Source organism: Gordonia sp. PDNC005, from assembly GCF_016919385.1.
In the GTDB taxonomy this organism is placed as follows: Bacteria; Actinomycetota; Actinomycetes; order Mycobacteriales; family Mycobacteriaceae; genus Gordonia.
In genome coordinates this window covers 471,856-486,163 of record NZ_CP070351.1, presented here as the reverse complement: position 1 = coordinate 486,163, position 14,308 = coordinate 471,856, and the positions used below count along the sequence as shown (strand labels likewise).

The following is a 14,308-nucleotide window of genomic DNA, read 5'->3' as shown; positions in this document are numbered from 1 at the left end:
CCCCCCTCTGCTCCTTGAGCGGGAAGTCGCGGATCGGGGATGTCACGCGTTGCTCAAGGACCAGCTGGTGTCGACACGTGAGCCATCACCTGGGCGGAGGCGACCTTGTCGCCGACTCGAACGGTGATGCTCGCGACGCCGTCGACCGGCGCGCGGAGAGTGTGTTCCATCTTCATGGCCTCGACGACGACGAGCGGATCGCCGGCGGCGACGGTTTCCCCATCGCTTCCGGGCACCGCGACGACGGTTCCGGGCATGGGACTGGTGACGTCACCGACCGCGTCCGCAGCGTCTCCGTCGGAGAGTGCTCGCAGCGGATCGACGAGCCACGTTCCGTCGTCACCCGCGACCCACTCGTCACGAACGGTGAAGCGTTTGCGGACACCGTCACAGGTGAGGGTGAGCGCCGATCCTTCCGACGGCGTCATCACCGCGTGCGCATTCCACGGGTCGCGGCCGTCGGACTGCACGGTCACGTCGGCTTCCACCGCTCGCCCGTTCGAACCGCTGCGCCGCAGGAGCGACGACACGGTGTACCCCGCGCCGACGACGGACAGACGCGACACGTACGGCGACGGCGCTCCGACACGGAAGCCGAGCGCGCTCGACCACAGGTCGTCCGGGTCGCCGAGGTCGAGGACTCCGAGCGATGCGGCGACAAGCGCCTCCGGCGGCGGAGTCGGAGCCTGATAGTCGACGACGATCCGGTCGAGTAGTTCGGTGTCCAGGTCGCCCGCTCGAACGGCGTCATGTGCGAGGACATGACGACAGAAGTCGATATTGGTGACGACACCGGTGAGTCGAGTCTGGGCCAGCGCCTCATCGAGACGTTCGACGGCTTCGTCGCGGTCTGCACCGTGGACGATCACCTTGGCGAGCATCGGGTCGTAGTCGCTGCCGACGACCGAACCTGCGACGACACCGGAGTCGATACGCACGGCGCCGGTAACGAAGTGAGCGGGCCGGGTCTGTGCCGACCGCGGCCATGCGAGGTCCCCGATCTCGCCGCCTGTCGGGAGGAAGCCCTGAGCCGGGTCCTCGGCGTAGACACGCGCCTCCATGGCGTGGCCGGTCATCGTGACGTCGTCCTGACTGAACGACAGCGTCTCACCGCGGGCGATGCGAACCTGCTGTTCCACCAGGTCGAGACCGGTGACGAGTTCGGTCACCGGATGCTCCACCTGCAGACGAGTGTTCATCTCCATGAAGTAGAAGTTCTCGGGATCACGCGCGGACACGATGAACTCGACCGTGCCCGCGCCGGTGTAGCCGACGCTGCGTGCCGCATCGCATGCGGCCTGCCCGATGCGCGCGCGGGTGGCCGCATCGAGCAGTGCTGACGGAGCCTCCTCGATCACCTTCTGGTGCCGCCGCTGCAACGAGCATTCGCGTTCCCCGAGGTGGACGACGTTGCCGTGAGTGTCGGCGAGGACCTGCACCTCGATGTGGCGCGGGGTGAGGACGAAGTGTTCGAGGAACAGCGAGTCGTCGCCGAACGCCGCTCCGGCTTCTCGTCGTGCCGTGATCAGCGCCGCGGGCAGATCATCGATGTTCTCGACACGATGCATACCCTTGCCGCCGCCGCCGGCGCTCGGCTTGATCAGCACCGGAAAACCGATCCCCGGCGCTGCCTCGATCAGCTCCGCGTCGGTCAGTCCTGGCCTCGACAGTCCAGGGACCACCGGGACGTTCCGCTCCGTGACGGCTGCACGGGCGGTGATCTTGTCGCCCATCGTGGCGATCGACCGGACAGGCGGGCCGATGAAGACGATGCCCGCATCGTGCAATGCGGCCGCGAACGCCTGGTTCTCGGAGAGAAAGCCGTACCCGGGATGGACGGCGTCGGCGCCGGTCGCCTGCGCTGCGGCGACGACCTTGGTGATGTCGAGGTAGCTCTGCGACGCGGCAGCCGGGCCGAGACGTACCGCTTCGCCTGCCGCGGCGACGTGGGGCGCGTCGACGTCGGCGTCGGAGTAGACGGCGACCGACTCGATGCCCATCTGGTCGAGAGTGTTGATCACCCGGACAGCGATCTCACCGCGGTTGGCGACGAGGACTTTGCGGATGCGCCGCCTCTCGACTCCGCCTCTCGACTCCGCTCGAGAACCGCTCGAGGCGCTGGGGGAACTGGTGCTCACTGGGGACTCCTGGTTCATGGTGATCACATCCGGAAGACGCCGTAGCGCGGCTCGGGCAGCGGCGAGTAGCGGCAGGCTTCGAGGGCGAGGCCGAGAACTGTGCGGGTGTCGGCGGGGTCGATGATCCCGTCGTCCCACAGTCGGGCGGTGGAGTAGTACGCGTCGGACTGTTCGGCGAACTGTGCACGGATCGGCTCTTTGAACGCCTCTTCGTCGGCGTCCGACCAGGTTCCGCCGGCACGTTCCACGCCCTTGCGGCGAACTGTGGCGAGGGTGTCGGCGGCCTGCGGCCCGCCCATCACCGAGATGCGAGCGTTCGGCCACATCCAGAGGAAGCGCGGCGAGTAGGCGCGGCCGCACATCGAGTAGTTGCCCGCACCGAACGAGCCGCCGATCATGACGGTCAGCTTCGGAACGCTCGCACAGGCGACGGCGTTGACCATCTTGGCGCCGTTCTTCGCGATGCCGCCCTCCTCGTACTCGCGGCCGACCATGAATCCGGTGATGTTCTGCAGGAAGATGAGTGGGATGCGCCGCTGGTCGCACAATTCGATGAAGTGGGCGCCCTTGAGCGCGGACTCACTGAACAGCACGCCGTTGTTGGCGACGAAGCCGACGGGATGTCCGTGCAGAGTGGCGAAAGCGGTGACCAGTGACGTTCCGTACTCCGCCTTGAACTCCGTGTATTCACCGCCGTCGGTCAGGATCTCGATCACCTGTCGGACGTCGTACGGGATCTTCGGGTCGGTGGGGACCACGTCGTACAGGTCGGTTTGTGCGCGAGGGGGCGCCACAGTGGGCGACGTCTCCCACTGAGCCGCCGCACGCGGACCGAACGTCGCGACGATCTCGCGGACCTTCTCCAACGCCTGCTCGTCGTTGTCGACGAGGTGATCGGTGACGCCGGAGATCGACGAGTGCATGGTCCCGCCGCCCAGGTCTTCGGCAGTGACGTCTTCGCCCGTTGCGGCCTTCACCAGCGGCGGGCCTGCCAGGAAGATGGTGCCCTGATTGCGGACGATGACGTTCTCATCGCTCATCGCGGGAACGTACGCACCGCCTGCAGTGGACGAACCGAGGACGGCCGAGATCTGCGGGATCCCGGCAGCGCTCATGTTCGCCTGGTTGAAGAAGATCCGGCCGAAGTGCTCACGGTCCGGGAACACGTCGTCCTGGTTGAGGAGCATCGCGCCGCCCGAGTCGACGAGGTAGATGCAGGGCAGCCTGTTCGCCGCGGCGATCTCCTGCGCGCGCAGGTGCTTCTTGACGGTCACCGGGTAGTAGGTGCCGCCGGATACCGTCGCGTCGTTGGCGACGATCATGCATTCGCGGCCGTGGATGCGGCCGATGCCGGCGATGACGCCTGCGCTGGGCGCCTTCCCGTCGTACATCCCATAGGCGGCGAGGGGCGCGACTTCGAGGAACGGCGAGCCGGGGTCGACGAGGCCGTCGATCCGGTCGCGGGCGAGCAGTTTGCCCCTCTCGACGTGACGGTCCCGAGCCTTCTGGCCGCCTCCGGCCGCGGCCGCGAGCAGTCGTTCGCGGAGCTCGTCCACGTTGGACCGATGAGCGTCCCGCGGGGCGAGAAACTGGTCGACCATCACCGCACCTTTCAGTTATTCGACATTAACCGAATTGACCATACGTGACCCGACGCACATCCGCCAGATCCGAAATCGATTGTTCCATCACTGGTGACGCAGCTCACTGGAACCGTTAGGGTGGGAGCAAGCCACACACCCTCGTGGCGCCATCAATAACGCTCTCGACCGCACGCCTATCACCCTTGGCCTGCGCGTTGAGCCGAATACAGCAAGGCCAGGTGAACCCATGACCGTCGCCGACGACCGCGCCCACGCGGATTCCACCACTGCGAGCAGCCCTTCGCACTTCTCCCTCGACGATCGCTACACACGCGCGTCGGGAAGCATCTATCTGACCGGCATCCAGGCCCTCGTCCGCACCGTGCGCGACCGCGCGGTCCTCGACCGCCGCAACGGCCTGCAGACCGCCTCGTTCATCTCCGGATACGAGGGTTCGCCGCTCGCCGGCTACGACCTCGAGATCGCCCGGCGCCGCAAGCATCTGGAGAAATGGGACATCGTCCACCGTCCCGGCCTCAACGAAGAGATCGGCGCGACGTCGGTGATGGGCTCACAGGTGGCGGCGCGAGTCGGCCACCTCGCCGCCGACAAGTCCGGCGTGCAGCGCGACGGCGTCGTCGGATACTGGTACGGCAAGGCCCCCGGCCTGGATCGCGCGACCGACGCACTGCGTCACGCCAACATCATCGGCACTCACTCGGCGGGCGGCGCCGTCGCTCTTGTCGGCGACGACCCCGGCGCCAAGAGCTCAACGGTCCCCTGCTCATCGGAGATGGCCCTCGCCGACCTGTACATGCCGATCCTGTATCCGGCCGACAGCGCCGACATCCTCGACTTCGGCATCCACGCAGCCCTGATGAGCCGCGTCTCCGGATTGTGGACCTCGATGAAGATCTCTGCACACGTGGCAGACGGCTCCTCGACCGCCGAGATCGATCTCGATCGTTTCAGCGTCGACTACGGAGGCCTCGGCACCAGTCCGCACATCCCGTCCGGCCGTCTTCTCGGTCCGACGCTGATGGAGCTCGAGCAGAATCAGCTCACCACCCGCATCCCGCGCGCCGTCGAGTACGCGCGCCTCAACGGTCTCAACAACATCGTCCAGTCGACCGGTGACGACCGCATCGGCATCGTCGCCGCAGGCAAGACGTACCTCGACCTCCGCGAGGCGCTGCGGCTCATCGGCATCTCCGACGCCGACCTCGGCCGCCTCGGCATCCGCATCCTCAAGCTCGGAATGGTCTACCCGATCGAGCGAGGGATCCTCGACCGCTTCATCGCCGGGCTCGACGAAGTGATCGTCATCGAGGAGAAGCGCGACTTCATCGAGACGATGATGCGCGACATCCTGTTCCGCCGTCCGGACGCCCCCGCGATCGTCGGCAAGACCCACGAGGACGGGTCCACGCTGTTCTCGCGTTTCGGTGAGCTCGATGTCGACTCCGTCTCCCGGGGCCTTGCCGCCCGCCTCGGCAAGCACCACCACATCGAGCCTGCTCAGCGATGGATGGACGAGCGCAACGCCACACGTGAGCGCATCATGCTGCCACTCGCCGTCCGCACCCCCTACTTCTGCTCGGGGTGCCCGCACAACAGCTCGACGAAGGTCGCCGACGACACACTGGTCGGCGCGGGCATCGGCTGCCACGCGATGGTCCTCCTGATGGAGCCCGAACAGGTCGGCGACATCGCGGGCGTCACCCAGATGGGCGGCGAGGGCAGCCAGTGGCTCGGCATGGCGCCGTTCGTCACCGAGAAGCACTTCGTTCAGAACATCGGCGACGGCACATTCATGCACTCGGGATCGCTCGCGGTCCGTTCGTCGGTCGCGTCAGGTGAGAACATCACCTACAAGCTGCTGTTCAACGGCACCGTCGCGATGACCGGCGGCCAGGATCCGGTCGGGCAGATGACACTCCCCCAGATCCTCACCCTGCTGCAGGCCGAGCGTGTGGCCAAGATCGTCGTCACCTCGGACGATCCTTCGCGCACCAAGTCGCTGGGCTTGCCGAAGGGCGTCGACGTCCGCCACCGAGACGACATGCTCGACGTTCAGAAAGAGCTCGCCGAGATCTCCGGCGTCACCGTCCTCGTCCACGATCAGCATTGCGCCGCGGAGAAGCGCCGTAAGCGCAAGCGCGACAAGGGAACTGACAAGAACAGCCAGTTCAAGACCCCGAAGCAGCGGGTGATGATCAACGAACGCATCTGCGAGGGTTGCGGCGACTGCGGCGCGAAGTCGAACTGCCTGTCGGTGCATCCGGTGTCCACGGAGTTCGGCCGCAAGACGCAGATCGATCAGAGCTCGTGCAACTTGGACTTCTCGTGCCTCGAGGGCGACTGCCCGGCATTCGTCAGCATCGTGCCCGGCACCGCTCGTAGCCGCGAGAAGGTCGCGTCCATCCCCGGCTCGGTCATCCCGGAACCGACGTTGGTTCCGACCATGAACGGAAACTTCACGATCCGAGTCACCGGCATCGGCGGCACCGGTGTCGTGACAGTGTCCCAGGTGCTCGCCACCGCCGCGGTGATCGACGGTCACAGCGCACGAACTGTCGACATGACGGGACTCGCCCAGAAGGGCGGCGCCGTCGTCAGCGACATCAAGGTGTCGGCGTCGCCGGTGGAGCAGGCGGCAAAGGTCGCATCCGGCGACTGCGATGTGTACCTCGCCTGCGATCAGCTCGTGGGTGCAGATCCGGTGAACCTGAAGGTCGCGTCGCCGAGGAAGACTGTCGCCATCGTCTCAACAGCGAAGGTGCCGACCGGCTCCATGGTCATCGACACATCCGTCGCTTTCCCGGAGGCTCTCGCGGTCCGCACCGCCATCGACGATCACGTCGCGCGCTCGGTCTACCTGAATGCAGGTGAACTGTCCGACGACCTGTTCGATGACGAGCAGTACGCGAACATGCTCATGGTCGGCGCGGCGTACCAGACGGGCGCATTGCTCATCTCGGCCGATGCGATCGAGCGGGCCATCGAACTCAACGGCGTCGCTGTCGAGGTGAACATCCAGGCATTCCGTCGTGGTCGCCAGGCCGTCGTCGCACCCGACGACGTCGTCGCCGCTGCCGAGTCTGTCCGCGTCCAGGTCCCGACGTACTCACCGAGTGCAAACGCCACGAGGGCCGCGTCCACGCTCACCGGCGCAGGCGAGGAACTGACGGCGATCGTCGAGCGGCGCTATGACGAGCTGGTCGCCTACCAGAGCACTGAGTACGCCGACGCCTGGCTGGCGGACGTTCAACGTGTGCATCGCGGCGGCTACGGTGACGACTTCACGTCCGCCGTCGCCCGGAACCTGTACAAGCTCATGGCCTACAAGGACGAGTACGAGGTGGCACGTCTCGCCGACGATGCCGCGTTCGCGGCGGAGATCTCCAACACGTGGGGTGACGACGCGAAGGTGTCTTTGCGCCTGCACCCGCCGATGCTGCGTGAGATGGGCATGAAGAAGAAGCTGTCGCTCGGCCAGTGGGCGTCCCCTGCGATGACGGGGCTGTCGAAGATGAAGCGTCTGCGCGGCACCAAGCTCGATCCGTTCGGTCACGGCGAGGTCCGCCGCACCGAGCGTGAGCTGATCGTGGAGTACCGTCGCGCCGTCGACCTGGTCGTCGCCGCGCTCGGAACCTACCCGGCGCCTGAGCGCATCGCCGCCGCCACCGCGATCGCCGACCTGCCGGACATGGTCCGCGGCTACGAGGGAGTCAAGATGGGCAACGTCGCCCGTTACCGCGCGGAGATGGCACGCCAACTTCGCGCCCTGTAGCCACCGTTCGCGGCCGTCGACGGCAGACGCGGCTTTCGCCGACACAAATCGACGCTTCGTCGACAAACGCGGCCTCTGGGAAGGCCGCGTTTGTCGGTGAGGGTCGCGGCAAGCCGTTCAGACATCGGCAAGCCGAGCGTCGAGCGCAACCGAGTGGCCGCGTGTCTGTCCGAGCGTCTTTCGCATACGCTCGCTCCCTTCGGGAGCGCTCTTGAAAAGCGCTATTACGGGAAGGCTGCCATCCGGTTCCGCTCAATGGTCTGCTTCCTGAGGTCTGGAATCGGCGCCGCGACCATCCATGACAAACGCGGCCTTCACGGAGGCCGCGTTTGTCGTTGAAGCGTCGATCTACGTCGAGGAGTGCAGCGGTTGTCGCTCAAGTCCGCGTGGCGGACTCAGAACGAGGCCGAATACCGCCCGGCTGAGCGGGCGATGAACCGCCATCCTCCGTCAACCTGAACGACCTCGACGTCGGACAGGCCGGCAGTTCTCGCTGCCGGTCGCGCGGCGCCGGGGATCCACGCCTCCACTCGGCCGGTTCCAACACCTGCGAATCCACGCCTGTCGGTGCGGGTGAGTCGTCCGGGAACGGCCCGAGGGAACGCCTGTCGAAGGACCGCTGCGACGGAGCGGTCGAGACCTGCGATGTCGCCCGACGGGCAGCTCACGATGTTGAGGTGGTGCTGGTCGTTGAGGGTGTCGTCGCCTTTCACCGCGTGCGGGTCGCCGCATGCCTGGGCCCACGACCACCAGGCGCCGCCGATCCGGTGAGCGTCGGCTGAGCGCATGAAACGCGCGACGTCCGAGGCACGACGGCTGGGGTCACTCCACCAGCCCCACTCGCCGGTCCACAGCGGCGCGTTGTACACGGCGGCCGCGTTCTTCGCGATCTGGAAGCCCTGTTCCACGGACGGGATGTCGTTGCTTACGTTGATCGACCCGCTGTACAGGTGCGGTGAGAAGACCACACGCGAGTCCGTGAGGTACTTCGCAGGCGGAAGCACATCGGTGCCGAAGGCGGACCACAGAGCGCTGGGCTCGACGATCGCGAGATGCGGGAACCCGCCGCGCTCGGCGACGCGGATCGCACGAATGGCGCGCTGATAGAACCGGCCGATCTGGTCGGCGGCGCCGATTGGTTCGCGAAGGCCAGGGTTCGGCTCGTTCAACAGGTCGTAACCCGCGACCGCGGGCTCGTTCTTGAAGACGCCTGCCAGTCGCGCCCAGGTGGAGACGAGGCGACCTTGAATGCCGTTGCGGTCGTCATAGAAGTTCTGGAACGCGCGGGCCACAGCCGGCGCGGCCTCCCGCTGCCCGCCGACGGTGCAGGTGGTCCAGCCGTCTGTGATCGTCGCCCATGCGGGTGCCCCGTCCCAACCGACACCGCGCTGGAGCGGGCCTGGGCACTTCGCGCCGCGCGGCGTTCCGATCGTCGGCCCCCAGGCGTCCTGGTGCATGTCGAGCACCGTGTAGATCCCGTGGGCCTTCGCCCGGTCGACGGACTGCCGGATGCGATCGACGTAGGCGGTGTTGAAAGAGCCGCGGGTCGGCTCGAGACGCGACCATGAGATGTTGAGCCGGACGACGTTGAATCCGAGGGCTGCCATGTCGGCGTAGTCGACGTCGGACTCCGGTACGACGGTGTCCAACGGCTGCCCGTTCTGGGCGTACTCGACGAGATGATTCGCGTTCACTCCACGCAAGATCACGGTACGGCCGGTGACGTCGGTGATGTCTCGATGCGCAACGGTCAGCCGGGGCATCGTCCAGCCACTCGACGGCGACTCGGCTGCTGCGGGTACCGCGAGCACGGTGACGAGCGCCGCGATCGACGTCGCCGTCGCCGCGATGCTGCGAACCCATGAGCGCGTTGAGGTGACCATCACTTGAACGTATCGCGAAGTTGATCGATCGAACAGGAACGGGTTTCAGACTGGCACGAAAATGCGTGGTGGACTAGTCGACCGTCTCGGCAGGCGCATCCGCGTACAGCGCGGCGAGCGCCATGCCCGCCAGAAGCGGTCCGAGCTGATCCGGCGGATACGCCGGGAGCCGCGGTGAGGAGTTGAGCAGTCCGAATCCTGCGTGAACACGCACTCGCGCCTGCTCGCGACTCAGTGGCTCCCCGGCAGCCGCCAGCAGGATGTCGACCCATTTCTCGACGTAGCGTCGCTGCAACGATCGGACGCGGTGGTTGGCGTCGGGAGTCATCGACGACATGTCGCGTCCCTGCACGACAATCAGGTCAGGCTTGGTGACGAGCATGTCGATGTGGAAGTCGATGAGCCGCCGCAGCACGTCGCCGGGCTCTCCGCCCGCCGCGACCACGTCGTCGCCTCCTGCGTGCAGCCGCTCGCTGATGTCGAGGAGCATCTGGTCGAGCAGGTCGGTCTTTGATGAGAAGTGCCGGTACATGGCCGGACCACTGACACCGACCTCGGCTCCGATGTCTTCCAGCCGCACGCCGGAGAAACCTCGGGTGGCCATCTGCCGGGCGGCGGCCGCGATCAATTCCGCGCGTCGGGCCGCCTTGGCTTGGGAGCGCTTTGTTCCCGGCGCCGCGACTGCGGTACCGGGAACGGGGTGCTCAGCGTCCGCCATCTATCAGTTCTGCGGCGGGTTCTTCGCCTCGGCGAGACCTTCGATGATCACCGCGGCCACCAGCAGCGCCGCCTGCACGAACCCCAGGATGAGCGCGATGATGCCGCCGGCGCCGAGTCCGATGAACGGCGGCAAACCCATCGAGGCCGCGAAGATGCCCAGCCAGCCGGCAACGGCGCCGAACGCGAGGTATGGCAGGAACTTACGCCACTTGGGCGCGATGAGTGCGACTGTCGCGATCGCGACCGCACCGAGGAGGACGAAGAACCAGCCGACGCTGAGCAGAAGGGTCGGCGAGAAGAACGCCGGGATGTCGACCGAACCGTTGAGGTCAGAGGCCCACTTGTCTGCGTCGCGCTCGATGCTGTCGTCGATCGTCAGCCATGCGAGGAAGCCCATGAAGAACGTGATGACACCGGCGACCGCGGAGCCGAGCGTCAGCTTGTACGGCAACGGAAGCATCGCCAGGAACGACGGTCGAGCCGGGATGGGCGGCCCGAAGGCGGGCTGTCCGTACTGGCCGGGCATGGGCTGGCCGTACTGCCCGGGCACTGGCTGACCGGGCACTTGCTGGCCAGGGAACGGCTGGCTCTGGGGTGCGGGCTGGGCGCCCCACTGCTGCCCCTGCTGCTCGATGTTCGTGGTGGCGTCGAAGCCACCCGTCGGGATGTTGGGGTTGCTGGGGACGTTGCCCGGCTGACCCGGGTACGGCGGCTGCGTCATGCGTGTATTGAACCACTCGATTGTCCCGTATTCACCAGTCAGACCCCCTCGGCTTGTCGATTTCGTTCGAACGACATACACGGCAGCCTTGTCGAGAACGGAACGAAGGTCAGTCGGCGAAGATCACTCGCGTGCGGAGCACGATGTCCTGCAACGACTTCCGTTTCGGCGACAGCACCACCCACGCCAGTCCGAACGGGAACACCACGCAGAACGCAGCGCGCGGAAGGATGCGCACCACAGGGACGTTGTCGCCCGCCGTGTTGGCCAGCCTGAGTCCGAGGAACGCGTAACCGACGGTGCGACCGGTGACTGCCCAGCAGACGAACAGATACAGCACCGCGGTGACGAAGAACCCCGTCGCGGTGAAGATCCACATCACTTCGGGAAATCGGAACTCGCGGAAGTCGACGGCGAACAGGATGATCGCCATCGACAGGTACCCGATGCCCATCAACCCGATCACGACACCGAAGTCGATACCGGCCGCGATCGACCGGGACACGATGCCCGCATCGCGAATCGTCGTCTCCCCCGAAGGAGCAGCCGCGTCAGTCATTGCCCTGCTTCCGTCCGAGCATGCGATTGACGATGCCCTCGACGACGTCGTCGGCGCGTTCACTGCCCGTCCGGACGTCGGAGATCATCTCGGTGGTCACGGTGGTGCTCGCTCCGCGCACCACCGACGACATGTCGACGCCGTCGAGGAATGCGTTCGCGTCGACTCGGGCGAGTACTGCGTCGAGGTCGAGGTCGGCCAGGAGCGCGTTCAGGTCGATCCGCTCCAGCAGTTTCGGCAGGTCCACCTGGTCCAGGACTGCGTTGATGTCCAGGCGGGCGATCAGGCGGTTGAGGTCGACGGTGTCGAGGACTGCGTTGATGTCGAGTTTCTCGACAATCGGGTTGAGGTCGAGCGTTCCGACGATTCGGTTGAGGTCGATCGCGTCCATCAGCATCTGCGTCGCGTCGATCTCCTCGGTGAGGAACGTCAACGCCTCCGACAGCACGAACCGGACAGTGCTGCCCGGAACGGATACGGCCTTGCCGACCGTTTCGGACACGAGCTTCGAGATCATCGGTAAATCATGTCAGATGCACAGAACCCCGGTGCGGCGCTCTCGTGCCGGACCGGGGTTCTGTGATGAGTCGCTATGCGAGTCAGAGCGCCTCGAAGAGTTCGCGGGCGAGGCGAGCGGTTTCGCTCGGGGTCTTGCCGACCTTGACGCCTGCGGCCTCCAGGGCCTCCTTCTTGGCCTGCGCGGTGCCGGAGCTGCCCGACACGATGGCACCTGCGTGACCCATCGTCTTGCCTTCCGGCGCGGTGAAGCCCGCGACGTAGCCGACGACCGGCTTGGTGACGTTGGCCTTGATGTAGTCGGCCGCACGCTCTTCGGCGTCGCCGCCGATCTCGCCGATCATGACGATCAGCTTGGTCTCGGGGTCCTGCTCGAACGCCTCGATGGCGTCGATGTGGGTCGTGCCGATGACCGGGTCGCCGCCGATGCCGATGGCGGTCGAGAAGCCGAGGTCACGGAGCTCGTACATCATCTGGTAGGTCAGGGTGCCCGACTTCGAGACGAGGCCGATCGGGCCCTTGCCGGTGATGTTGTTCGGCGTGATGCCGACAAGCGCCTCACCGGGGGTGATGATGCCGGGGCAGTTCGGGCCGATGATGCGAGTCTTCTCGCCCTTCTCGACGTTGTACGCCCAGGCGTACGCCGAGTCCTGCACGGGGATGCCCTCGGTGATGACCACGAGCAGCGGGATCTCCGCGTCGATGGCCTCGATGATGGCGTCCTTCGAGAAGGCCGGGGGGACGAATGCGATCGACGTGTCGGCGCCGGTGGCCGCCATGGCCTCGGCGACCGATGCGAAGACCGGGAGCTCAACGGTGTTGCCGTCAGCGTCCACGTGCGACACGGTGGTGCCGGCCTTGCGTGCGTTGACGCCGCCGACGACGTTGGTGCCCGCCTTGAGCATCAATGCGGTGTGCTTGGTGCCTTCGCCGCCGGTGATGCCCTGGACGATGACCTTGTTGTTCTTGTTCAGGTAGATCGACATGTTCTTCGACTCCTACTTGCTCGCCAGTTCGGCGGCCTTGTCGGCGCCTTCGTCCATGGTCTCCGCCAGGGTCACCAGCGGATGGTTGGCCTCGGCCAGGATCTTGCGACCCTCCTCGACCTTGTTGCCGTCCAGGCGCACGACGAGCGGCTTGCTCGCACTGTCGCCCAGCTTGGCGAGTGCGCCGACGATTCCGTTGGCGACCGCGTCACACGCGGTGATGCCGCCGAAGACGTTCACGAAGACGCTCTTGACCTGCTCGTCGCCGAGGATCACGTCGAGGCCCGCGGCCATGACGTCGGCCGACGCGCCGCCGCCGATGTCCAGGAAGTTGGCCGGCTTCACGCCGCCGTGGTTCTCGCCTGCGTAGGCGACGACGTCGAGGGTCGACATGACCAGACCCGCGCCGTTGCCGATGATGCCGACCTGGCCGTCGAGCTTGACGTAGTTAAGGTCGTTCTCCTTGGCCTTGAGCTCAAGGGGATCGGTGGCGTCGACGTCGGCGAACTCGGCGTGGCCGGGCTGACGGAAGTCTGCGTTCTCGTCCAGGGTCACCTTGCCGTCGAGGGCGAGGATCTGATCATCCGGCGTGCGGACGAGCGGGTTGACCTCCACGAGCACGGTGTCTTCGGCGACGAAGACCTCCCAGAGCTTCTGGATGGTCACGGCTGCGGCGTCGAGGACCTCTGCGGGCAGGTGGCCTGCTTCGGCGATCTCGCGTGCGAACGCCAGGTCGACACCCTTGACGGCGTCGACGGCGATGCGAGCGAGACGCTCGGGCTTGGTCGCTGCGACTTCTTCGATCTCCATGCCGCCTTCAACCGAGCACATGGCCAGGTAGGTGCGGTTGGACCGGTCGAGCAGGAACGAGATGTAGTACTCCTCAGCGATGTCGCTGGCCTCAGCGACGAGGAGCTTCTTTACGACATGGCCCTTGATATCGAGGCCCAAGATGTTTTCGGCGTGTGTCTGTGCGTCATCAGGGGTAGCGGCGTACTTGACGCCTCCCGCCTTGCCACGACCGCCGACCTTGACCTGCGCCTTGATCATGACGGGCTTGCCGATTTCCTCGGCGATCGCCCGCGCATCGGCGGCAGTATCGGTCACCCGACCGGGTGTGGTGGGTACCCCATGCTTGGCGAACAGTTCCTTCGCCTGGTATTCGAAGAGATCCATTCAGCTCACCATCTGAAGTAAGTTTTGCCCGCCTCGGTGTAACGCGGGCCATATCGGACTCTAATCCTGTCACGCTCCCACGACCCAAGCAGCCCCAAGCTTGTGCCCCATCTCACTGAGTTCTGGCCGAAGGTGGACTTAGGGCGGACACTTGGTTACCGTCGTGGAGGTTGATAACGAGATGGTTACATTCCACAGGACGCGATACGAGGTGACGAGCACTTGACGACACG

At 66.0% G+C, this 14,308-nt stretch carries 10 protein-coding genes; 1 reads left to right on the top strand and 9 read right to left on the bottom strand.

What is annotated here, in order from left to right; all coding sequences use genetic code 11:
• Positions 1-53: 53 nt before the first annotated feature.
• Complete coding sequence (locus tag JVX90_RS02365) at positions 54-2,138, bottom strand: biotin carboxylase N-terminal domain-containing protein (RefSeq protein WP_205330867.1); 2,085 nt, start codon at positions 2,136-2,138, stop codon at positions 54-56.
• 23 nt (positions 2,139-2,161) lie between these two features.
• Entirely contained in the window at positions 2,162-3,739 is a 1,578-nt protein-coding gene (locus JVX90_RS02360) for a carboxyl transferase domain-containing protein (RefSeq protein ID WP_205330866.1), read from the bottom strand.
• 229 nt (positions 3,740-3,968) lie between these two features.
• On the opposite strand from JVX90_RS02360, the gene JVX90_RS02355 reads away from it, so the two are divergent.
• Positions 3,969-7,514, top strand: coding sequence for an indolepyruvate ferredoxin oxidoreductase family protein (locus JVX90_RS02355; RefSeq protein WP_205330865.1), 3,546 nt, complete (start codon positions 3,969-3,971; stop codon positions 7,512-7,514).
• A 395-nt stretch (positions 7,515-7,909) separates the two neighbouring features.
• Here JVX90_RS02355 and JVX90_RS02350 read toward each other — a convergent pair whose 3' ends face one another.
• The 7 genes from JVX90_RS02350 to sucC all read right to left on the bottom strand — a co-directional run bounded on the left by JVX90_RS02350 (position 7,910) and on the right by sucC (position 14,075).
• A complete protein-coding gene (locus tag JVX90_RS02350) occupies positions 7,910-9,397 on the bottom strand; it encodes a cellulase family glycosylhydrolase (protein WP_205330864.1) in 1,488 nt (495 codons plus the stop codon).
• Positions 9,398-9,470: 73 nt separating this feature from the next.
• Positions 9,471-10,115 (bottom strand): TetR/AcrR family transcriptional regulator, encoded by a 645-nt coding sequence (locus JVX90_RS02345; protein WP_205330863.1) that lies wholly within the window; start codon positions 10,113-10,115, stop codon positions 9,471-9,473.
• Between the two features lie 3 nt (positions 10,116-10,118).
• Positions 10,119-10,838: a DUF5336 domain-containing protein gene (locus JVX90_RS02340; protein WP_205330862.1), complete on the bottom strand. Its 720-nt coding sequence runs from the start codon at positions 10,836-10,838 to the stop codon at positions 10,119-10,121.
• Between the two features lie 109 nt (positions 10,839-10,947).
• Complete coding sequence (locus tag JVX90_RS02335; protein WP_205330861.1) at positions 10,948-11,397, bottom strand: RDD family protein; 450 nt, start codon at positions 11,395-11,397, stop codon at positions 10,948-10,950.
• Positions 11,390-11,914, bottom strand: coding sequence for a hypothetical protein (locus JVX90_RS02330; RefSeq protein ID WP_205330860.1), 525 nt, complete (start codon positions 11,912-11,914; stop codon positions 11,390-11,392). The genes JVX90_RS02335 and JVX90_RS02330 overlap by 8 nt, the downstream gene beginning before the upstream one ends.
• A gap of 82 nt (positions 11,915-11,996) precedes the next feature.
• A complete protein-coding gene (gene sucD, locus JVX90_RS02325) occupies positions 11,997-12,899 on the bottom strand; it encodes a succinate--CoA ligase subunit alpha (protein WP_205330859.1) in 903 nt (300 codons plus the stop codon).
• Positions 12,900-12,911: 12 nt separating this feature from the next.
• Positions 12,912-14,075, bottom strand: a complete 1,164-nt coding sequence (gene sucC, locus JVX90_RS02320; protein ID WP_008379081.1) for an ADP-forming succinate--CoA ligase subunit beta — start codon at positions 14,073-14,075, stop codon at positions 12,912-12,914.
• Between the last annotated feature and the right edge of the window lie 233 nt (positions 14,076-14,308).